Source organism: Streptomyces sp. P3 (genome assembly GCF_003032475.1).
Lineage (GTDB): Bacteria > Actinomycetota > Actinomycetes > Streptomycetales > Streptomycetaceae > Streptomyces.
This window is the reverse complement of sequence record NZ_CP028369.1, coordinates 1,583,793-1,603,287: the sequence shown is the minus strand read 5'-3', so window position 1 is coordinate 1,603,287 and position 19,495 is coordinate 1,583,793. Positions and strand designations below refer to the sequence as shown.

At 72.0% G+C, this 19,495-nt stretch carries 19 protein-coding genes and 1 pseudogene; 10 read left to right on the top strand and 10 right to left on the bottom strand.

Annotated features, from left to right (window positions below; genetic code table 11):
* Positions 1-14 precede the first annotated feature (14 nt).
* On the bottom strand, positions 15-1,715 hold the full coding sequence (locus tag C6376_RS07210; protein WP_107442654.1) for a bifunctional 3'-5' exonuclease/DNA polymerase: 1,701 nt from the start codon (positions 1,713-1,715) through the stop codon (positions 15-17).
* Positions 1,716-1,786: 71 nt separating this feature from the next.
* Here C6376_RS07210 and C6376_RS07205 point away from each other — a divergent pair, with 71 nt between their 5' ends.
* Positions 1,787-2,938: a DUF2786 domain-containing protein gene (locus C6376_RS07205; protein WP_107442653.1), complete on the top strand. Its 1,152-nt coding sequence runs from the start codon at positions 1,787-1,789 to the stop codon at positions 2,936-2,938.
* Between the two features lie 21 nt (positions 2,939-2,959).
* Here the strand turns inward: C6376_RS07205 and C6376_RS07200 are convergent, their stop codons facing one another.
* Together C6376_RS07200 and C6376_RS07195 are read right to left on the bottom strand one after the other, a co-directional pair.
* Positions 2,960-3,505: a DUF4232 domain-containing protein gene (locus C6376_RS07200; RefSeq protein ID WP_107442652.1), complete on the bottom strand. Its 546-nt coding sequence runs from the start codon at positions 3,503-3,505 to the stop codon at positions 2,960-2,962.
* Positions 3,506-3,602: 97 nt separating this feature from the next.
* Entirely contained in the window at positions 3,603-4,271 is a 669-nt protein-coding gene (locus C6376_RS07195) for a DUF4097 family beta strand repeat-containing protein (protein WP_107442651.1), read from the bottom strand.
* Positions 4,272-4,494: 223 nt separating this feature from the next.
* Here C6376_RS07195 and C6376_RS07190 point away from each other — a divergent pair, with 223 nt between their 5' ends.
* A complete protein-coding gene (locus C6376_RS07190; RefSeq protein WP_107442650.1) occupies positions 4,495-5,298 on the top strand; it encodes a helix-turn-helix domain-containing protein in 804 nt (267 codons plus the stop codon).
* Between the two features lie 138 nt (positions 5,299-5,436).
* Here the strand turns inward: C6376_RS07190 and C6376_RS07185 are convergent, their stop codons facing one another.
* Together C6376_RS07185 and rpmB are read right to left on the bottom strand one after the other, a co-directional pair.
* Positions 5,437-5,955 (bottom strand): hypothetical protein, encoded by a 519-nt coding sequence (locus C6376_RS07185; RefSeq protein ID WP_173985595.1) that lies wholly within the window; start codon positions 5,953-5,955, stop codon positions 5,437-5,439.
* Positions 5,956-6,079: 124 nt separating this feature from the next.
* Positions 6,080-6,304 (bottom strand): annotated as a pseudogene (gene rpmB, locus C6376_RS07180) (50S ribosomal protein L28); the annotation flags it as partial.
* Positions 6,305-7,177: 873 nt separating this feature from the next.
* On the opposite strand from rpmB, the gene C6376_RS07175 reads away from it, so the two are divergent.
* Positions 7,178-7,396, top strand: a complete 219-nt coding sequence (locus C6376_RS07175; RefSeq protein ID WP_107448818.1) for a DUF397 domain-containing protein — start codon at positions 7,178-7,180, stop codon at positions 7,394-7,396.
* A 92-nt stretch (positions 7,397-7,488) separates the two neighbouring features.
* Here C6376_RS07175 and C6376_RS07170 read toward each other — a convergent pair whose 3' ends face one another.
* A complete protein-coding gene (locus C6376_RS07170; RefSeq protein ID WP_173985594.1) occupies positions 7,489-7,995 on the bottom strand; it encodes an ATP-binding protein in 507 nt (168 codons plus the stop codon).
* Between the two features lie 353 nt (positions 7,996-8,348).
* Here C6376_RS07170 and C6376_RS07165 point away from each other — a divergent pair, with 353 nt between their 5' ends.
* From C6376_RS07165 to C6376_RS07145, 5 genes are all read left to right on the top strand, one after another.
* Positions 8,349-9,173 (top strand): helix-turn-helix transcriptional regulator, encoded by an 825-nt coding sequence (locus C6376_RS07165; protein ID WP_107448817.1) that lies wholly within the window; start codon positions 8,349-8,351, stop codon positions 9,171-9,173.
* Positions 9,174-9,310: 137 nt separating this feature from the next.
* The gene (locus tag C6376_RS07160; RefSeq protein WP_107442647.1) at positions 9,311-10,774 is read left to right on the top strand and encodes an aldehyde dehydrogenase family protein; all 1,464 of its coding nucleotides are present in this window, start codon (positions 9,311-9,313) and stop codon (positions 10,772-10,774) included.
* Positions 10,775-10,844: 70 nt separating this feature from the next.
* Positions 10,845-11,486: a PadR family transcriptional regulator gene (locus C6376_RS07155; RefSeq protein WP_107442646.1), complete on the top strand. Its 642-nt coding sequence runs from the start codon at positions 10,845-10,847 to the stop codon at positions 11,484-11,486.
* Positions 11,487-11,565: 79 nt separating this feature from the next.
* A complete protein-coding gene (locus C6376_RS07150) occupies positions 11,566-12,549 on the top strand; it encodes an ATP-binding cassette domain-containing protein (RefSeq protein ID WP_107442645.1) in 984 nt (327 codons plus the stop codon).
* A 35-nt stretch (positions 12,550-12,584) separates the two neighbouring features.
* Positions 12,585-13,313 carry an ABC transporter permease gene (locus C6376_RS07145; protein WP_107448816.1) on the top strand — a complete coding sequence of 243 codons (729 nt, stop codon included), beginning with the start codon at positions 12,585-12,587 and terminating at the stop codon, positions 13,311-13,313.
* An 81-nt stretch (positions 13,314-13,394) separates the two neighbouring features.
* Here the strand turns inward: C6376_RS07145 and C6376_RS07140 are convergent, their stop codons facing one another.
* Positions 13,395-14,678, bottom strand: coding sequence for an ion channel protein (locus C6376_RS07140; RefSeq protein ID WP_107442644.1), 1,284 nt, complete (start codon positions 14,676-14,678; stop codon positions 13,395-13,397).
* Positions 14,679-14,816: 138 nt separating this feature from the next.
* Here C6376_RS07140 and C6376_RS07135 point away from each other — a divergent pair, with 138 nt between their 5' ends.
* Complete coding sequence (locus C6376_RS07135) at positions 14,817-15,578, top strand: MerR family transcriptional regulator (protein ID WP_107442643.1); 762 nt, start codon at positions 14,817-14,819, stop codon at positions 15,576-15,578.
* A gap of 36 nt (positions 15,579-15,614) precedes the next feature.
* Here the strand turns inward: C6376_RS07135 and C6376_RS07130 are convergent, their stop codons facing one another.
* A complete protein-coding gene (locus C6376_RS07130; RefSeq protein WP_107448815.1) occupies positions 15,615-15,980 on the bottom strand; it encodes a YbjQ family protein in 366 nt (121 codons plus the stop codon).
* 138 nt (positions 15,981-16,118) lie between these two features.
* Here C6376_RS07130 and C6376_RS07125 point away from each other — a divergent pair, with 138 nt between their 5' ends.
* Entirely contained in the window at positions 16,119-17,135 is a 1,017-nt protein-coding gene (locus C6376_RS07125; protein WP_107442642.1) for a DedA family protein, read from the top strand.
* Positions 17,136-17,153: 18 nt separating this feature from the next.
* Here the strand turns inward: C6376_RS07125 and C6376_RS07120 are convergent, their stop codons facing one another.
* Positions 17,154-18,815: a threonine/serine exporter ThrE family protein gene (locus C6376_RS07120; protein ID WP_107442641.1), complete on the bottom strand. Its 1,662-nt coding sequence runs from the start codon at positions 18,813-18,815 to the stop codon at positions 17,154-17,156.
* 114 nt (positions 18,816-18,929) lie between these two features.
* Positions 18,930-19,421: an inorganic diphosphatase gene (locus C6376_RS07115; protein ID WP_007452023.1), complete on the bottom strand. Its 492-nt coding sequence runs from the start codon at positions 19,419-19,421 to the stop codon at positions 18,930-18,932.
* Positions 19,422-19,495: the final 74 nt, after the last annotated feature.

Sequence of the window (19,495 nt, the reverse complement as noted above, 5' to 3'; positions counted from 1 at the left end):
TCGCGCCGGACCGGTCACTTGGCGTCGGCGTAGCACTCCACCACCGCCGTCGTGAACGGGAACCGCACCGGCGTCTCCCCGAACGTCAGCCGTCCGGCCAGGTCGGACGCCTCCCGGATCGCGGACACGACCGTGTCGGCCTCCTCCCGCGGACAGTGCACGATCACCTCGTCGTGCTGGAAGAAGACGAGTTCCGCCGCCATGTCCGCACAGGCCCGCCGCAGTGCGGCGAGCAGCAGCAGCGCCCAGTCGGCGGCGCTGCCCTGGACGACGAAGTTGCGGGCGAACCGGCCGCGCGCCCGGGCGTCGGTGGAGGCGTAACCGGGCGTCCACTGGCGGTCGTCGGCGCTCTCCTCCTCGGCGGGCCCGCCGGGGTCGTCGACGGGGATGCCGGCCTCCTCGGCCTCGACCGCCCCGACGGCCGGCGGGCACGTGCGGCCCAGCCAGGTGCGCACCAGCCGGCCCTCCTTGCCGGCCCGGGCCGCCTCGTCGACGTACTCCACCGCGCGCGGGAAGCGGCGGCGCAGGGCGGCGAGGTTCTTCAGGCCGTCGCCGGAGGTCTGTCCGTAGACCGCGCCGAGCACGGCGATCTTGGCCTGGTCGCGGTCGCCGGAGAAGGCGCGGTCCGAGACGGACTGGTAGAGGTCGCTCTCCCGGCCCGCCACCTCCATCAGCCCGGGGTCGCGGGAGATCGCCGCCAGCACGCGCGGCTCCATCTGGTCGGCGTCGGCGACCACGAACCGCCAGCCGGGATCGGCGACCACCGCCCGCCGGATGACCTTCGGGATCTGCAGGGCGCCCCCGCCGTTGGTGACCCAGCGTCCGGTGACCGTGCCGTGCGCGAGGAACTCAGGCCTGAACCGCCCGTCCCGCACCCAGTCCTGCAGCCAGGACCATCCGTGGGCCACCCGGATGCGATACAGCTTCTTGTACTCGAGCAGCGGCTTCACGGCCGGATGGTCGAGGGACTGGATCTCCCAGCGCCTGGTGGACCGCACCCGGATCCCGGCCTGGCCGAAGGCCTTCACGACGTCCGCCGGAAGGTCGGGGCGGACGCGGCGGCCGAAGGCGGCCGACACCTCGTCCGCCAGCTCCGCCAGCCGCCGGGGCTCGCCGCCCGCGTACCGCTCGCCGAGCAGGTCGTCCAGGAGCTCGCGGTGCACCTGCGCGCTCCACGGCAGCCCGGCCCGGTTCATCTCGGCGGCCACCAGCATCCCCGCCGACTCGGACGCCGTCAGCAGCCGCATCCGCGCCGGGTGCTCGGTCCGCTCGTGCCTGCGCTGCTGCTCCGCGTAGACGGCGAGCAGGTCCGCCAGCGGCAGTCCCGCGGCGGCCCGCGGTTCGAACAGCGAGGACTGGGCGCCGGGCTCGGCCGAGCGCTGCGGCGGGTCCGGCGGGACGGGCCCGCCGCGCAGCCGGGCCAGTGCGGCGGCCGCCGACCGGGGCTCGCCCAACCGGCCCTCGTGGCCGAGCAGGAGCGTCTCGGCGTCCTCCACGTCGTAACAGCGGTCGACCCGCACGCCCGCGTCGAGCAGGCGCGGGTAGACCTCGGACGTGGAACGCCAGACCCAGCGCACGACGCCCGGCCGCTCCCGCACGGCCCGGGCCAGATCCGGCTCGCGCAGCGACGGGCCGGCGGGCAGGCCGTCCGCACCGAGGGGGGCGAGTTCCACGCCACCGTCCTCGGCCGGAGCGAGCGCCCACCGGTCGGCCATACCGCGAGTGTGGCAGGGGGGTCTGACAGCGAGGGTGAGGGTGCGCGGACGGCACATGGCACGATCGAACGGTGAGCAGCACCAGCAGCGACCCGGCCGGCGCCGTCGAACGCGCCCTGCGGACCGCCCTCTACGACACGGCCGACGCCGCCCTCGACTCCGGCGCGTCCCTTCTCGCCGCCGATCCCGCCGCCGACGCCGCGCTCGCGCGGCGCGGCACGGAGTTCGTGGCGGCGCTCTGGCGGCGCGGCTGGCAGCCCGCGGACCTCGTGCGGATCGTGCGGCGCGACCTGGAGGGCGCCCATGTGGGCCTCGTCGCGGCACTGGTCCGCGCGCAGGCGCGCGACGACCGGGCGCGCGGTCGCCGGTGGGCGGCCCAGCTGGCGGAGCTGCCCGCGGGCCCGCCCCCGTCCGCGGACCGTTTCTCGCACGCCACGGTGGTCCTGGAGCTCTACCGGCTGCTGCTGCGCCTGCCCGGCCTCGACCCTCTCGACGAGCCGGGGCACGGGCGCGGTCACCGGCGGGGGCCGGCGGCCGGGTCGCCCGCGGACTCCTCCGCCCGCATGCTCACCCGTATCCGGGCGCTGCTCGCCAAGGCCGAGGCGACCGGCTTCCCGGAGGAGGCCGAGGCGCTCACGGCGAAGGCGCAGGAGCTGATGGCCCGGCACAGCGTCGACGAGGCGCTGCTCGACGCCCGGGCGCCGGCCCCGGACGCGCCCGGCGCCTGCCGGATCGGCGTCGAGCCGCCGTACGAGCAGGCCAAGGCGGTGCTGCTGGACGCGGTCGCCGACGCCAACCACTGCCGGGCGGTGTGGAACGAGCCGTTCGCCTTCTCCACGGTCGTCGGCTTCGAGGCGGACCTCGAGGCGGTGGAACTGCTCTACACCTCGTTGCTGGTGCAGGCGCAGTCGGCGATGGCGAAGGCGGAGTCGGCGCAGCGGGCGAGCGGCCGCCGGCGGACCAAGACCTTCCGGCAGTCGTTCCTGGCCGCGTACGCCCACCGTGTCGGCGCCCGCCTCACGGCCGCCGTGGAGACCCAGGTCTGCGACGACCTGCTGCCGGTCCTCGCCTCACGCGAGGTCGCGGTCACCGCGGCGACGGACCGCATGTTCCCGCGGACGGTCTCCACCCGCCTGCGCGGGGTCACCGACGAGGCGGGCTGGACCGAGGGCGCCGAGGCGGCGGACCGGGCCCGCGTGCGGTCCCGGCCACGCCTGCCGTGACCGCGCGCCGAGCGGGTTCGGTCAGTCGCCCGCCTGGTGGAAGGCGCTGACCGTCGCGTCCGCCACGCCCTCGCTCTTGAGCGCGACGTCACCGTAAGACCAGGGGAAGTCCGCGGTGGACGAGGCCTTCGGCAGGCCGTACTCGACGGTCTTCACGGCGAGGGACTTCTCGCCGCTGCCCGCGCCGCGCACGTAGGTGATCGTGAAGGAGGCGGTGCCCTGCGCCGGGAGGGTCAGGGGCTGCGGTGCGGCGGCCTCGTCCTGCGCCGCGGTCGCGGAGGCGTCGCCGGCCCGGAGCTCGACCTTGGGGAAGCCGGTCAGGGTGCACTCCTTGCCCTTGTTGGTGAGCGTGACGGTGACGTTGCCGGTGTCCCCGGCGGCGGGCGCGGCGTCGACGGGGCCGACCTCCTGGCCGAGGTCGCCGGCCGCGCAGGCGGATCCGGCGGCCCCGGGGGAGCTCGCGGGCTTGCTCTCGTCGCCGCCGGAGCCGCTGTCGTCGCCGCCTCCGCAGGCGGTGAGGAGCAGGGCCGCGGCGAGAGCGGTGACGGTGATGGGAACGGCGCGCATGTGTGGTCCCTCGGATCTGGTGACGGTGCTCGAAGGATCATCACGCACGCGCCCGGTCCCGCGCCGCGCGCCCCCGCCCCGACCGGCGTCCGGCTGTTCAGACGCTGCGGGCGGTGATGTCGCCGTAGGCGGTGGTGGCCTGGATGGCGAGGCCGGCGGCGGCGCCGTCGGTGTTGGCGAGGGCGTTGTGGATGCGGCCGTAGGTGGTGCCGGCGTCGAGTGTGGCGGAGACTCCGCGGGCGGCGCCGACGGTGATGGCGCCGGCCTCGGTGCGCAGGTCGACCGTGCCGTGCACGGCTTCGGCGATGTGCAGGTCGCCCTTCTGGGTGCTGATCCGGGCGGAGCCGGTGAGGCGGCCGACGAAGACGTCGCCGGCGAGAAGGGTGAGCCGGGCGCTCGCGGCCTCGTCGATCTTGACCGTGCCCTGCGCGCCCTGGAAGGCGACGTCGCCGAGCCGGCCGACGCCGCGGAACTCACCGGCGGCGGTCGTCGCCTCGACGTGCGAGCCGACGGGCAGCTGGACGGTCACTTCGAGGGCCCCGGAGGCACCGAGGAGCTGGTTCTTCGCGGGGCCCGTGATCCGCAGGGCGCCGTCGGCGAACTCCACCGAGGTCTCCTCGGCCGCCTTCACGTCGCGGCTCCTGGTGGCGTCCGCGGGCAGTACCTCGACCGTGGTGTCGGCCCGGTCGGCGGCGATGAACCGGACACGTCCCGCCGGAACGTCGAGGACGACGGAGACCGGGGCGGCGGTGGCGAACTTCTGCATCGTACTCTCCTGTGTTCGTTGCTGTTTCCGACACAGGAAAAGCTACGTTGCGTTCTCTGTGTGGGCAACAAGCTCGTTGCGCGAAATTGCTATTCATGCAGGTGGTAGGCGCATAACTGTTGCAATGGATTGAAAGGCAATGCAACGCGACGACTCCCGTTCGTTGCAATGTATGTCGATGAACGCTAAACTGGCGGCATCAAGGCGCACGAAGGAGGCCGCGATGCCGGGAGGCAGGCTCACCCAGCAGGAACGTCAGCAGATCGCGTCGGGGCTGGCCGACGGCCTCGCCTACGCGGAGATCGCCAGACGTCTGGACCGTCCCACCTCGACGATCACGCGCGAGGTGATGCGCAACGGCGGCCCCACCGCCTACCGTGCCGACCTGGCGCATCGGGCGACCGAGCGCCGTGCCCATCGCCGCAGGCAGACCGCGCCCCGCGGGCCGGACACGTTCCCGCAGGCCCACGGTCGCGACGACGAGGCCGTGCGCGAGTACGAGGAGGCGTTCACCACCGTCCTCATGGCCTCGGGCATGCCGAAGATGATGTCCAGGGTCATGGCCTGCCTCACCCTCACCGACACGGGCAGCCTCACCGCGTCCGATCTCGTGCGGCGCCTCCAGGTCAGCCCCGCGTCCGTCTCCAAGGCGATCACGTACCTCGAGGAGCAGGCCTTCGTCCGCCGGGAGCGCGACGAACGCCGCCGCGAGCGCTACGTGGTCGACGACGACGTCTGGTACCAGTCGATGCTGGCCAGCGCCCGGGCTCTCACCCAGGTGATCGACATCGCGCGGCAGGGCGTCGGGATCCTCGGCCCCGCCACCCCGGCCGCCGCCCGCCTGGAGAACATCGCCCGCTTCCTGGACTTCGTCAGCGAGAGCACCATCCGGGCGGCGGAGCAGGCCCGCGCGGTGCTGCACACGAAAGCCGACGCCGCGGCGGAGGCTCGAGAGGGGGCGGACGAAGGCGCCGCCACCCCGGCTCCGACCCGCGACGAGAGCACGCGGGCACAGGCGTCGCGCTGACACACGGACCGCCGTGAAGGGCAAGCCGCCGACGGACCGCCGTGGGCCGAGCCGCCGGCGGGTCGCCGTGAAACGCGGGCCGCCGACCGGCCGGGGAGAGGGCGCGGGCGGGCCCGTCCGTCCGGGGGAGCCCTGAAGCTATCCGATCCCGGCCGTGGGCAGACCCGACGGCCACTGGCCGCCCTCCGCCCTGGTGAACGTCTCCTTGCCGGCCGCGCCCGTCCAGGTGACCTCGAGGGCCTTCGCGTCGACGGAATCGACCATGCCGGTCGCCCGGTCGTCCTTCCCGACCGTGCACGTCAGGTGGATCATCCGCATGCCCGCCTCCTTGCCGGCGGTCCCGCTGCACACGCTCCCGCCGGTCACGAACAGGGCGGCCTGCTTCCCGGTGATGATCAGGGCGACGGCCTTGCCGTCGGTCGTGGCCAGCCAGCTGCCCTCCAGCTCGTCCGAGGCGGAGACGGAGTCGGACGGCGAGGCGGCTGCGCCGCTCGGACCGCTGCCGTCCGCCGTCGCCGGGGTGGTCGCGGAGCCGTCGTCGGACCCCCCGTCGCCGCTGCACGCGGTCAGGGCGAGCGCGCCCGCCAGCGCGGCGGCCACCGCCGCGGCCCGCACCGGACGGCGGGACGCACCCCGCGAGAAGATCGCCGAAGTCACTGCAAGCTCCCGAGCTAGGACCGAAAAAACCTGGACCTCAAGGACCGCAGCAAGCTACCAGCAAGCCCCGGCGGTGGCCCGGGCGCGACGGGGGAGCGGCCCGGCAACCGCCGTCAGACCCGCACCCCCGGGCCCGCATGCGGGCCACGGCCGCCTCGACGCCGACCACGTCGACGGTCCTGATCCCCTTCGTGCTCAGCCGCAGCCGTACGTGCCGGCCCTCGACCGGCAGCCGGTACCGCTTGCTCTGGACGTTGGGGTCGAAGCGGCGCGACGTGCGCCGGTGGGAGCGGGAGACGCGGTTGCCGAAGCCGGGCCGGGCGCCGGTCGACATGCAGTGCGCGGACATGGGTGACGTACCTCCCCCTCCCTGCGCCTCCGCACGCTGAACCGTGCCCCGAGCGCCTCCCGCGCCGCTTGGGTCACGGGTCGGACGCGCGCACATGTCCTGTACACGCCCATACCGTCCACCCGGATCCGGCGCGCACGCGCCACCTTCCGTAGCCACGGCCCGTCGTCCTCCGTGCTGTGCCTCCCACACCCGTACGAGCAGCTGTTCCCCCGTTCGTCTACTCGCTCTGGCCGCCAAGGCGCAGCCGTACCCCGGCGGCGAGCCGACCCCGCCCTGATGCGTCGGGCCACCCCACCCCGCCCCCGCGCCGACCTCCGCGTCGTACGCGGGGGCGGCGTCCGTCGTCGTCGTGCGCCGGGGAACGGGGGAGCCGCGGGGCACCACAGGGGCGTGGGTGGCGTCGGGCCCTGACCCGGCCCCGGTCGGATCACGGCCCGGCCGCCCCGCGGACCGTCGCCCGCGGGCCCGAGCGGACGACGGGCGTCCGCCGGAACCGCCGCCTTCGCGACGGCCCTCGTCGCGGTCGCGCGGCTCCTTGCGGTGCGATCCGATTCCGTGCCGTTTCCGCGTCGACGGAACACGAAGGCCCCGGCGCGCGTCTGTCCCCGTACGCAAGTGGTTCGATCCGGACGACTTTCCAGAGCACCTCCCGACGCCCGGCCGGACGGAACGACGTCGGTAAAGCAGGCGTCACAGCTGTAACCACTCAGGCACCGCGCGTGCACGTGCATCTGCTCATGCGGCTGCATATGAACGGGGTTATGATCCGGGACAGTTGACAACGGCACCAATGGCCACACAAGCCAGTGCACCACCAGGGAGCGACCTGTGGACCACCACGTTGACGGGGGGCACGACGTGTACAACGGCATGACGGCCACACAGCTGTACGGGGTTGCCTGGCAGAAGAGCCGGCACAGCAACTCGCAGGGTTCCTGCGTGGAGTTCGCGCGACTGCCGGGCGGTGACGTCGCGGTGCGCAACTCGCGCTTTCCGGACGGTCCGGCGCTCGTCTACACGCGCGCGGAGATCGAGGCCATGCTCCTGGGCATCAAGGACGGCGAGTTCGACCACCTGATCGGCGGCTGACGGCCCCGCCCGGAGATCCGCATCGGATATATCGGCGGAAAACGGCCCCGCAACGCGCGTAGAACCAGGGCGTCGACGCGGGCCGCGCTATGTCACTCGGCAGGGGTGCGCAGCCGGAACAGCGCCCAGACCACCTTGCCGCCCAGGCTGCCGGAGAGCGGCTGCCAGCCCCAGCTGTCGGCGAACGAGTCCACGAGGAACAGCCCGCGACCGGACTCCGCGGAGAAGTCCTCGCTCTCCTGCGGCAGGGGACTGTCGTGGCTGGGGTCGCGCACCGCGCAGACCAGCCGCCCGGTCCAGCGCATCAGGTGCAGGCGCACGGGAGGGTGTTGCCGGTCCGGCACGTGCGGAACGTCGTCGGAGGACAGACCGTGTCTCAGCGCGTTGGTCACCAGCTCCGAGACGACCAGACGGACGTCGTCGAACCGGTCGCCCACGTCCCACTGGCCGAGGGTTCGCCCGGTGAACCGGCGTGCCTCGCGCACCGCTTCGTAGCGGGCGGGCAGCGCGCAGGAGGCGGCGTTGGACACGGCCGCGGGATCCAGCGGCGGAAGGCCCTGCCGTAACGGCTCGAGCATGGTCGATCCATTCGTCCCCATGCGAGGCACTCCCGGGATTCGCGGTCGTTGCGATGCAGCGGTGGCGCGGGACCATGGTTTCTGATGCGCACTGCGGATGCAAGGGCAGATGCACGTGCACGTGACCGAAATGGACCCGCCCGTACCGCTTCTTGGCCATTTTTTCCGCCAACTTCTCTCCCATCACCGCCACTTCTCTTGCTTTCTCCTCACTCTTCCTTCGCATCGCGCTGTGCGTATGCTTTGGGTTCGTTCCATCTCTGTAATCGGACGAGTACTGCTCGAAGTGTTTTAGTGGCAGACTGCGGCCCCTAGGACGGTTGGGGAGGCTGGCGAACGTGAGCGCGGGAGAGCCCGGATCGGTGGTGCGGCGGATGCTGCTCGGCTCGCAACTACGGCGGCTGCGTGAGGCCCGCGGCGTCACGCGCGAGGCGGCGGGATACTCGATCAGGGCGTCGGAGTCGAAGATCAGCCGGATGGAACTGGGCCGGGTGAGCTTCAAGACCCGTGACGTGGAAGACCTGCTGACGCTGTACGGCATCACGGACGACGCCGAGCGTCACGCGCTCGTCGGCCTCGCCCGTGAGGCCAACGTGGCCGGCTGGTGGCACAGCTACTCGGACGTGCTGCCCAACTGGTTCCCCACCTACGTCGGCCTGGAGGGCGCGGCCGCCCTGATCCGCGTGTACGAGGTGCAGTTCGTGCACGGTCTGCTGCAGACCGAGGCGTACGCGCACGCCGTCGTCAGCCGCGGCATGCGGGGCGCGAGCGCCGCCGACATCGACCGGCGCGTGGCCCTGCGTCTGGAACGCCAGAAGTACCTCGTCGCCGAGAACGCCCCCGACCTGCACATCGTCCTCGACGAGGCCGCGCTGCGCCGGCCGTACGGCGACCGTGAGGTGATGCGCGGGCAGCTCCAGCATCTGATCGACGTCTCCGAGCGGCCCAACGTCCGGTTGCAGGTGATGCCGTTCAGCTTCGGCGGGCACGCCGGCGAGTCCGGGGCCTTCACCATCCTGAGCTTCCCCGAGTCCGATCTGTCGGACGTGGTCTACCTGGAGCAGCTCACCAGCGCCCTCTACCTGGACAAGCGCGAGGACGTCGCCCAGTACGAACTCGCCCTGAAGGAACTGCAGCAGGACAGCCCCGGACCGGACGCGAGCCGGGACCTGCTCCGTGGCCTGATCCAGCTCTCCTGACCCCCGGCCCCCGGGGGGAATCCCCGGGAGGCTCCCGGTTTCCCTCCAACTCCTTTGAAACACCCGTACGATGACGCGTGATCAGATCGTGACGCAGATCGGTCGCAGCCGTTCGCAGCAGGGGATCGAGGGAGCACATGTCGTCGTCCTACTTCACCGACCTGGCCCAGCAGTACATCGACGGTAAGTGGCGTCCGGGGACGGGCTCCTGGGACATCATCGACTTCAATCCCTATGACGGTGAGAAGCTCGCCTCGATCACCATTGCCACCGTCGACGAGGTCGACGAGGCCTACCGGGCAGCCGCCCGCGCGCAGCGTCAGTGGGCCGCAACCAACGCCTACGCCCGCCGCACGGTGTTCGAGAAGGTGCTGCGGCTGGTCGAGGAGCGCGAGGCGGAGATCAGCGAGATCCTCGTCGCCGAGGCCGGCGGCACCCTCGGCAAGGCGGCCTTCGAGCTGCACCTCGCCAAGGAGTTCCTGCGCGAATCGATCCACCTGTCGCTGCGCCCCGAGGGCCGCATCCTGCCCTCGCCGGTCGACGGCAAGGAGAACCGCGTCTACCGCGAGCCGGTCGGCGTGGTCGCCGTGATCAGCCCCTTCAACGTGCCGTTCCTGCTGTCGCTGAAGTCCGTCGCCCCCGCGCTGGCCCTCGGCAACTCCGTGGTGCTCAAGCCGCACCAGAACACCCCGATATCCGGCGGCACGGTGATCGCCAAGCTGTTCGAGGACGCCGGACTTCCCCCGGGCCTGCTGAACGTCGTGGTGACCGACATCGCCGAGATCGGCGACGCCTTCCTGGAGCACCCGGTCCCGCGGGTCATCTCCTTCACCGGCTCCGACAAGGTCGGCCGGCACGTCGCGACGGTCGCCGCCTCGCACTTCAAGCGGTCCGTCATCGAACTCGGCGGCAACAGCGCCTTCGTCGTCCTCGACGACGCCGACGTGGACTACGCGGTGGACGCGGCCGTCTTCAGCCGTTTCGTCCACCAGGGCCAGGTCTGCATGGCGGCCAACCGCATCCTGGTCGACCGTTCGCTCGCCGACGAGTTCACCGAGAAGTTCGTCGCCAAGGTGCGGACGCTGAAGGCCGGCGACCCGCGCGACCCGCAGACCCTCATCGGCCCGGTCATCAACTCCCAGCAGGCGGAGGCCGTCTCCGGCGCGGTCGCGCAGGCGATCGCCGAGGGCGCGACCGCCCTGCTGCACGGAGCGACCACCGACAACCTCGTCGAGCCGTCCGTCCTCGCCGATCTGCCGCTCGACTCCGCCCTGCTCCAGCAGGAGGTCTTCGGTCCGGTCGCCTTCATCAACACCTTCGACGGCGAGGCGGAGGCCCTCCGTATCGCCAACGACACGCCGTACGGCCTGAGCGGCGCCGTCCACACCCGTGACGTCGAGCGCGGCGTCGCCTTCGCCAAGCAGGTCGTGACCGGCATGTTCCACGTCAACGACGCCACCGTGCACGACGAGCCGATCGTCCCGTTCGGCGGCGAGAAGAGCTCCGGTGTCGGCCGTCTCAACGGCGAGAGCACCCTGGAGTCCTTCACCACCACCAAGTGGATCTCGGTCCAGCACGGTCGCAGCGGCTTCCCCTTCTAGGGTCCGTACCGGGCGGAGGCCGTCCGGGTGCCCCGCTGGGCACCCGGAGGCCACGCCCTAACCTGGGCCCATGTCAGCGATCCGTCTCCTCGTCCTCGGCGCCGTGCGCCAGCACGGGCGGGCCCACGGCTACCAGGTGCGCAGCGACCTGGAGTACTGGGGCGCCCACGAGTGGTCCAACGCCAAGCCGGGCTCGATCTACCACGCCCTGAAGCAGATGGCGAAGCAGGGCCTGCTGCGTGAGCACGAGACGGCCCCGTCCACCGCGGGCGGCCCGCCGCGCACCGAGTACGAGGTCACCGAGGCGGGCGTCGAGGAGTACTTCCGGCTGCTGCGCGAGGCGCTGGTCTCCTACGACCAGAAGACGGACGTGAAGTCCGCCGCCATCGGCTTCGTGGTCGACCTCCCGCGGGCGGAGGCCGTCTCGCTCCTGGAGGAGCGCGTGCGCGGCATCGAGGCGTGGCGATCGGCCGTCACCGAGCACTACGTCCCCGAGGAGGGACCCGGCCGGCTGGGCCACATCGGCGAGATCATGAACCTCTGGCTCCACACGGCCGACGCCGAGGCGGAGTGGGCCCGCGGCCTGATCGCGCGGATCGAGGGCGGGGCGTACACCTTCGCGGGTGAGGGCGAGCCGTTCGTCGGCGTGCTCGCGCCGGGCGAGGAGAACCCGTATGCGACCAGGGAGCGGCATCCCGGGGACTGGCACTAATCAACTTTGACGAATACGGGAAGGCGCGTTACCTTCGATGGTGTAGTCAAGTTTGACTAATCGAGAAGTGGGGGCTTCCATGGCCGACACGGCGATCACCGTCGACGGCGTCCGCAAGAGGTACGGGGAGGCATGGGCCCTGGACGGGCTCGACCTCACGGTGGCCCGCGGCACCGTCCAGGGGGTGCTCGGACCGAACGGCGCGGGCAAGACGACCCTGGTCAGAATCCTGTCCACGCTGCTGCGACCGGACGCCGGACGTGTCGAGGTGGCCGGACACGACGTCCTGGCCGACGCCCGGGAGGTCCGCCGGCGCATCGGCCTGCTCGGCCAGCACGCCGCCCTCGACGAGGAACTGGACGGCCGGCAGAACCTGGAGCTGTTCGGACGCCTCCACCATCTGGGCGCCCGCCACGCACGCGTGCGCGCCGTCGAACTCCTCGACCGCTTCGGCCTCGCAGGCGTCGGCCGCAAACCGGTCCGCTCCTACAGCGGAGGCATGCGCCGCCGACTGGACCTCGCGGCCTCCCTCATCGGCGGCCGGCACGGCGCCGACCCCGAGGTGCTCATCCTGGACGAGCCGACCACCGGGCTCGACCCGCGCGGGCGCGCCGAGGTCTGGTCCGCCGTCCGCTCGCTGGTCGGCGGCGGCACGACGGTGGTGCTCACCACCCAGTACCTGGAGGAGGCCGACCAACTGGCCGACCGCATCTGCGTCGTCGACCGCGGCCGGGTCATCGCCGACGGCACGGCGGACGAGCTCAAGGCGCTGACGGGCGGCGACCGCATCGACGTCGTCCTGCGCGACGCGGGCCTCCTGGGGGAGGCGGTCGCCCTGCTGCCCCTGCCCGAGGAGGACGTCACCGTCGACCCCGACCGGCGGCTTCTCAGCGCACCCGTCACCGACCGCATGGCCGCCCTCTTCGGCGTCGTCCGCGCGCTGGAGGAGGCCGGCGTCGAGGCGGAGGACGTGGCCCTGCGCCGCCCCACGCTGGACGAGGCCTTCCTGCACCTGACCGGCCGCGTGGACCGCGCGGGCGACCCCGTGAAGGAGGCCGTGTGAGCGGCTACGCGTACGCGCTGACCGACTGCTGGACCATGACCCGCCGTGAACTCGCCCACTGGGCACGCCGGCCGGGCCGGCTGGCCGTCGGGTTCGTCTTCCCGGTGATGCTGCTGCTGATGTTCGGCTACCTGATCGGCGGCGGTCGCGGGGTCGGCGGCGCCTACCTCGACTATCTGATGCCCGGCATGCTCGCGCTCACCATGGCCTTCGGCCTGGAGGGCACGATGGTCGCCGTCACCCAGGACCTCGACAAGGGCGTCGTCGACCGCTTCCGTGCGATGCCGATGGCCGACGGCGCGGTTCTGGTGGGCCGTTCGGCGGCCGACATGCTCCAGTCGGCCGTGAGCCTGGCCGTGCTGATCGCCGTCGGCCTGGCCCTCGGCTGGCGGCCCCAGGGCGGACCCGGCTCCTTCCTGGGCGCGCTGGGTCTCCTCCTGCTGTTCCGCTTCGCGATGCTGTGGGTCGGCATCCATCTGGCGCTGGTGGCGGGGAGGCCGGAGATGGTGCAGACCGTGCAGATCCTCGTCTGGCCGGTCGGCTTTTTCTCCAACGCTCTCGCCGCGCCCACGTCCATGCCCGACTGGCTGGGCACGGCCGTCGAACAGAACCCGATGTCCCGGACGGCGACGGCGGTGCGCGACCTGTTCGGCGGCGCGGGCGCGGACCCCGCCCACGTGTGGCCGGCCGTGGGCTGGCCGCTGGGCCTGCTCGCGGTCTTCTTCCCGCTGGCCGTAAGGAAGTTCAGCCGCATGAGCCGCTGACGCCCGGTGCCGCAACCCGGTCGCCGCGGTCTCCTCCCGTGACGGCGGCGCCGGGTGCTCGCCGACGGAGCGGACGGGGCGTCAGCGCACCGAGGTCCCGTCCGCGCGCAACTGCATCTGCGGCCGCCCCGTCACCAGCAGCCAGGCCGGCAGCGAGGCGATGCAGAGCAGGGCGATGATCGAGGGTGAGGCGACCAGGACGGCGGCGACGAAAAGGCTCACCCAGCCCTGCCGGGTGATGGCCAGGAGGACGCCCAGCACCCCCGTGGCCACGCCCACCGCGGGATGGACGCCCGGCACGAGCGCGTGGGCGGTGAGACCGAGGGCGGAGCCCACGAACACGGCCGGGAAGATCCGCCCGCCCCGGAAGCCGGAGGTCGCGGCGACCACCAGCGCGGCCATCTTCACCGCCGTCATCGTGGCGAACTGGCCGGCCGTCCAGCCGTCGGGGTCGGCCGCGAGCTCCGCGACCTCGTCCAGCCCCTTGAAGAGCGTCAGATGGCCGCCCAGGGCCGCCAGCAGGCCCAGCACGACCCCGCCGGCCGGGAGGATCAGCATGGGGTGCCGCAGCCGCGCGAAGGCGCCGTGAACGTAGGGGAAGGCGTAGACGCCGCACATGCCGAGCAGCGCGCCCGCCGACGCGACCACCGTCGCCGCCAACAGGTCGGTCCAGCCGGGCTGGCCGAACGGCGGCAGGTGCATGTCGAAGCTCGGATCGGCCACCAGGGTGGTCGTCATCGCGCCGGCCGCGGCGGCGACCAGCGGGGTGAAGACGCTGTCCCACAACGGCCCCCTGGTCTGCCGTCCGGCCAGCGCTTCGGAGATGAGCAGCGCCGCCGCCACCGGCGTGCCGAAGAGCGCGCCGATGGTCGCCGCCTCCGCGAGCATCACCCACAGCGCGCCCGGCGCCTGCGGCCGGAACCGGTGGCCCAGCCAGAAGACGACCGCCACGTTGACGGCGATGATCGGGTTCTCCGGGCCCAGGCTGGGTCCGCCGGCCAGCATCAGCGCCGTCGCCACCAGCAGCCCGGGGAGAACCGCCGGCGGCAGCACGCGCGCGTCCAGCCCCATCGTGGCCGGGTCGGGACCGGCGTGCCCCGGCGCCTTCCACACCACCAGTCCCACCAGCACGCCCGTCATGGTGAGCATGACCATCATCCAGAGCACGGAGTACCGGCCCACGCCCAGCGCGTCCGGGAGGTTCCGCCACAGCACGTGCTGGAGCTGGTCGGCCGCCCCCTCCACCAGCAGGAGCACCAGGCTCGCCAGCACGCCGATGGCGAGGGCGGGCAGGATCGACGGCAGCAGGGTGCGTGCGGGGGTCGCCGGGGTGCTGGGCGGCTGCTGTGCGGTGTCCTGGGCCACGCGATCACGATAAGCGGGCAAAGCGGACACGACACCCGGGCCGTGGCAGTCGGGGAGGGGCCGGGGAGGGAACGGCCTTGCACCTCACGCGGCGTGAGGGCGCACCGTGGAACGCGTACCGAGAAGGGAGCGGACGAAGTGAGCTACTCCGTAGGACAGGTCGCCGGATTCGCCGGTGTCACGGTGCGCACGCTGCACCACTACGACGACATCGGCCTGCTCGTCCCCGGCGGGCGCAGCCACGCGGGACACCGGCGCTACGACGACGCCGACCTCGACCGGCTGCAGCAGATCCTGTTCTACCGCGAGCTCGGCTTCCCGCTCGAGGAGGTCGCGGCCCTGCTCGACGACCCGGCGGCCGACCCGCGCGCACGTCTGCGCCGCCGGCACGAACTGCTGACCGCCCGGATCGAGAAACTGCAGAAGATGGCCGAGGCCGTGGAACACGCCATGGAGGCGAAGAGGATGGGCATCAACCTCACACCCGAGGAGCGGTTCGAGGTCTTCGGCGACAAGGACCCCGAGCAGTACGCCGAGGAGGCCGAGCAGCGCTGGGGCGGCACCGAGGCCTACGCCGAGTCGCAGCGCCGGGCCGCGGGTTACACCAAGGCGGACTGGAAACGCGTCCGGGCCGAGGTCGACGACTGGAGCGAGCGCTACGTCGCCCTGATGGACGCGGGGGAGCGGCCCGCCGGCGAGGCGGCCATGGACATGGCCGAGGAACACCGGCGGCACATCACCGCCTGGTACTACGACTGCCCCCACGAGATGCACGTGTGCCTGGGAGAGACGTACGTCGCCGACGCGCGCTTCAAGGCGTACTACGACTCGATGCGCCCGGGGCTCGCCGCGCACCTCGAGGAGGCGATCGCGGCGAACGCGGCTCGGCACGCCTCGTAAGGTCGGCCCATGAGGGCCGTCGGTCCCGGCCCGGGGTCACTCCCGGGCCAGGACCACCGCCGTCCCGTAGGCGCACACCTCGGTGCCCACGTCGGCCGCCTCCGTCACGTCGAAGCGGAACGCCAGCACGCCGTTGGCGCCCCGCGCGCGTGCCTGCTCGACGAGCCGCTCCATGGCCTGGTTGCGGGTCTCCACGAGGGTCTTCGTCAGCCCCTTGAGCTCGCCGCCGATCATCGACTTCAGGCCCGCGCCGATCTGGCTGCCCAGGTGCCGGGAGCGCACGGTGAGCCCGAAGACCTCGCCGATGACCTGCTGCACCCGGAAGCCGGGTACGTCGTTCGTGGTGACGACCAGTACGTCCGGCTCGGGGCCCTGCCCGCCGCCGTAATCATCGATGCCCATGTTCACAGGTTTGCCCAAGGAGGGGCACGGTGCATCCTGGGGGAGCCCCTGGGAACCTGGTCCCGCGGCGCCGCGTTGATAGCTTTGGGCGGCCAGGTCGCCCACCGACCGCCTTCACCCCTCAGGAGCCCGGAACCCGTGACTACCCTCGCCCTCGGCCCCGAGTGGATTACTCCGGACTACCTGATCTCGACGTTCGGCCTGGTCGGCATCCTGGTCATCGTCTTCGCCGAGTCGGGCCTGTTCGCCTTCCTGCCGGGCGACTCCCTGCTGTTCACCGCCGGTCTGCTGGTCGCCGACGGCAAGTGGATCCACCAGCCGCTGTGGCTGGTGTGCGCCCTGATAGTGATCGCGGCCGTCCTCGGCGACCAGGTGGGCTATCTGATCGGCAAGTTCTTCGGGCCGAAGCTGTTCAGCCGGCCCGACTCCAAGCTCTTCAAGCAGGAGAACCTGGAGAAGGCCCACGAGTTCATCGAGCGGTACGGCCCCAAGGCGATCGTCCTGGCCCGCTTCGTCCCCATCGTGCGCACCTTCGCGCCGATCATCGCCGGCGCCGGCCGCATGAAGTACCGCACGTTCATCACGTACAACGTGATCGGCGGCATCCTGTGGGGCACGGGCGTCACGGTCGCCGGCTACTTCCTCGGCCAGATCGACCTCATCAAGGAGAACGTGGAGGCGATCCTCGTCCTGATCGTCCTCATCTCGGTGGTCCCGGTGGCCATCGAGGTCCTCAAGGCCCGCAAGGAAGCCCGTAACGCCCCGGCCGCGCAGGAGCCCGCCCGCCGGCAGGCGCAGCAGCAGCCGTACGGCGCGCCCCCGGTCATGGACGACGCGACCACCCAGCTCCGCCGCGTCGACCAGAACCAGCCGTACGGCGACCCGGGCCACCGCGAGCACCAGGGCCACCAGGGCCACCAGGGCCACCAGAACGGGCAGGGCCACCAGAACGGCCAGGGCCACCACCAGAGCGGCCAGGGCCAGACGTACGAGAACGGGTACTACGGCCAGTACCCGCAACAGCAGCAGCACCCCCAGCAGTACCCGCAACAGGAGCAGTACCCCCAGGAGTGGCAGCAGCAGCCCCCGCAGCAACAGCAGCCGTACGACGGCGCCGGCCACAACGGCCAGTACCCCCACAACCAGGGGTACTAGGCCGCGGGCGCGGGGGCGTCAGAACCCCCGCGTCCTCTTGGCGGCCCGCCGCTTGTCGGCGGAACCCACCCGCAGGAACAACCGCGAGATCTCGGAACCGAGGTTCACCCCGATGGCGATGGCCATCGCCAGTGCCGCGGCCTTGGTGATCGACACCAGCCCCGCGTCCACCTCGTTGTGCGCGATCGACAACAGCCCGAAGTACGTGGCCGATCCGGGCAGCAGCGGCCCGATCGCGGCGGTCGTGTAGGGCAGCGCGGACGCGAACCGGTAGCGCGACAGCAACTGCCCGAACAGCCCCACCACCCCGGCCGCGACGGCCGTGGAGGCCACCGGCGAGATGTCACCGGCGTAGTACATCGCGCCGTACACCGACCAGGCCACGCCGCCGTTCAGCGTCACGGCCAGCACGGTGGAGCGTTCCTGCTGGAGCAGCACCGCGAACGTCAGGGACAGCAGCATGGACGCCCCGATCTGCCACAGCGGCCGCTTGGAGACGCCCAGCGACACGTCCGGGTTGAGATGCGCGCCGAGCTGCACCCCGACGTAGAGCATCACCAGCACGCCGATCACGATGCCCACGAAGAAGTACATGACCTCCAACAGGCGTGCCGCCGCAGTGATGTAGAAGCCCGTCAGGCCGTCCTGGACGCCCGCCACCAGCGCCCGCCCGGGCAGCAGCGCGAACAGTCCGCCGGTGATGACCGCGGACGCCTTCACGTCGACGTCCGCCAGTGTCAACGCGATGCCGATGGCGGCCGGCGGCATCGCCGCCACCAGGAACTGGTAGAACTCCGGCAGCCCGCGCCCCGCGCACAGCCACGCCAGCCGGTCGCCGAGCATCGCGCCGAGCAGGGCCGCCACGAACACGACCACGTCACCGCCGACCAGCACCGAGGCCGCGCCCGCGAGCAGTCCGCTGGCGGACGTCAGCACCCAGGTCGGGTAGGGGTGCCGGTTGCGGCGGATCTCCGCGAGACGCCGGTAGGCGTCCTCCAGGGAGAGGTGGGCGTCAGCGTCGCTCAGGTCGTCCACGAGCTGGAAGACGGCCGCCAGACGCGTGTAGTCGGTTCCCCTGCGGCGCACCGTCCGTGACGCCGTCACCGGGTCCTCCACCAGCGACGGCTGGTAGGAGATGGCCAGCAGGGTGAACGTCACGTTGGGCTCGCAGCGGTCCAGTCCGTAGGAGCGGCAGACCGCGAACATCGCGGCCTCCACGTCCTCGGCGCCCTCCCCGCCGGCCAGCAGCAGTTCGCCGATGCGCAGTGTCAGGTCGAGCACGCGCGGGACGGCCGGACCGCCCTCCTCCGTCTTCGGCCCCGGCTCCGGCGCGGGCCGCTCGGTGACCGGCATGCGCAGCATCGTGCGCATGCGGTCCTGCCAGGGCAGGTCCTTGATCAGGCTCACCATCGGGACGCCGGAGGGCGGGGTGAAGGCGGCCGGCGCCTCCCGGGCGCTGTAGGTGCTCGGCACGCTGAACGCCGATCCCTCGCCCTCCCCGGCGGCCGGCTGACCCACGTCCAGCCCCCGCGGAACGGCGAACTCCGAGGTGGTCTCGGGTTCCCCGCCGGTTCTGGGGACGGTGAGCCCCACCGGCATGGCGAACTCGGACGTGATCTCGGGATCGAAGGCGCTCCTCGCCTCGTCCGACTGCGGTTTGCGGTTCTCCGCCTCCGACACTCAGCAACGCTCCCTGAACGACACCTTCCGTGGGCCTCAGTATGCGCACAGACGCCCGAGAGGGCCGCACGCGCATGCGTGCGGCCCTCTCGACGACATCAGGCGACCCGGGCCTCAGTGACCGCCCTGGTCCTTGAAACGCTTGTAGGACCGCTCGATCTCGGCCTCGGCGTCGGTGCGGCCGACCCAGTCGGCGCCCTCGACGGACTTGCCGGGCTCCAGGTCCTTGTAGACCTCGAAGAAGTGCTGGATCTCCAGGCGGTCGAACTCCGACACGTGGTGGATGTCGCGCAGGTGCTCCACGCGCGGGTCCGTCGACGGGACGCACAGCAGCTTGTCGTCGCCGCCGGCCTCGTCCGTCATCCGGAACATGCCGATCGCGCGGCAGCGGATCAGACAGCCCGGGAACGTGGGCTCGTCCAGGATGACCAGCGCGTCCAGCGGGTCACCGTCCTCGCCGAGGGTGTTCTCGACGAAGCCGTAGTCGGTCGGGTAGGCGGTCGAGGTGAAGAGTCGACGGTCCAGGCGGATCCGACCGGTCTCGTGGTCCACCTCGTACTTGTTCCGCGAACCCTTCGGAATCTCGATCGTGACGTCGAACTCCACCGGTGGCTCCTCCATGATCAACACATAGTTCTGGTGGTTAAGTGTCCCTCACGCAGGTGTGTGATCGCGAAAGG

Bases quoted from the DNA above. Each gene is read 5' to 3' on its own strand.
- C6376_RS07210 (WP_107442654.1), bottom strand. From the start codon at position 1,715: ATGGCCGACCGGTGGGCGCTCGCTCCGGCCGAGGACGGTGGCGTGGAA.
- C6376_RS07200 (WP_107442652.1), bottom strand. From the start codon at position 3,505: ATGCGCGCCGTTCCCATCACCGTCACCGCTCTCGCCGCGGCCCTGCTC.
- C6376_RS07195 (WP_107442651.1), bottom strand. From the start codon at position 4,271: ATGCAGAAGTTCGCCACCGCCGCCCCGGTCTCCGTCGTCCTCGACGTT.
- C6376_RS07190 (WP_107442650.1), top strand. From the start codon at position 4,495: ATGCCGGGAGGCAGGCTCACCCAGCAGGAACGTCAGCAGATCGCGTCG.
- C6376_RS07175 (WP_107448818.1), top strand. From the start codon at position 7,178: ATGACGGCCACACAGCTGTACGGGGTTGCCTGGCAGAAGAGCCGGCAC.
- C6376_RS07170 (WP_173985594.1), bottom strand. From the start codon at position 7,995: ATGGGGACGAATGGATCGACCATGCTCGAGCCGTTACGGCAGGGCCTT.
- C6376_RS07165 (WP_107448817.1), top strand. From the start codon at position 8,349: ATGCTGCTCGGCTCGCAACTACGGCGGCTGCGTGAGGCCCGCGGCGTC.
- C6376_RS07160 (WP_107442647.1), top strand. From the start codon at position 9,311: ATGTCGTCGTCCTACTTCACCGACCTGGCCCAGCAGTACATCGACGGT.
- C6376_RS07155 (WP_107442646.1), top strand. From the start codon at position 10,845: ATGTCAGCGATCCGTCTCCTCGTCCTCGGCGCCGTGCGCCAGCACGGG.
- C6376_RS07150 (WP_107442645.1), top strand. From the start codon at position 11,566: ATGGCCGACACGGCGATCACCGTCGACGGCGTCCGCAAGAGGTACGGG.
- C6376_RS07145 (WP_107448816.1), top strand. From the start codon at position 12,585: ATGACCCGCCGTGAACTCGCCCACTGGGCACGCCGGCCGGGCCGGCTG.
- C6376_RS07130 (WP_107448815.1), bottom strand. From the start codon at position 15,980: ATGGGCATCGATGATTACGGCGGCGGGCAGGGCCCCGAGCCGGACGTA.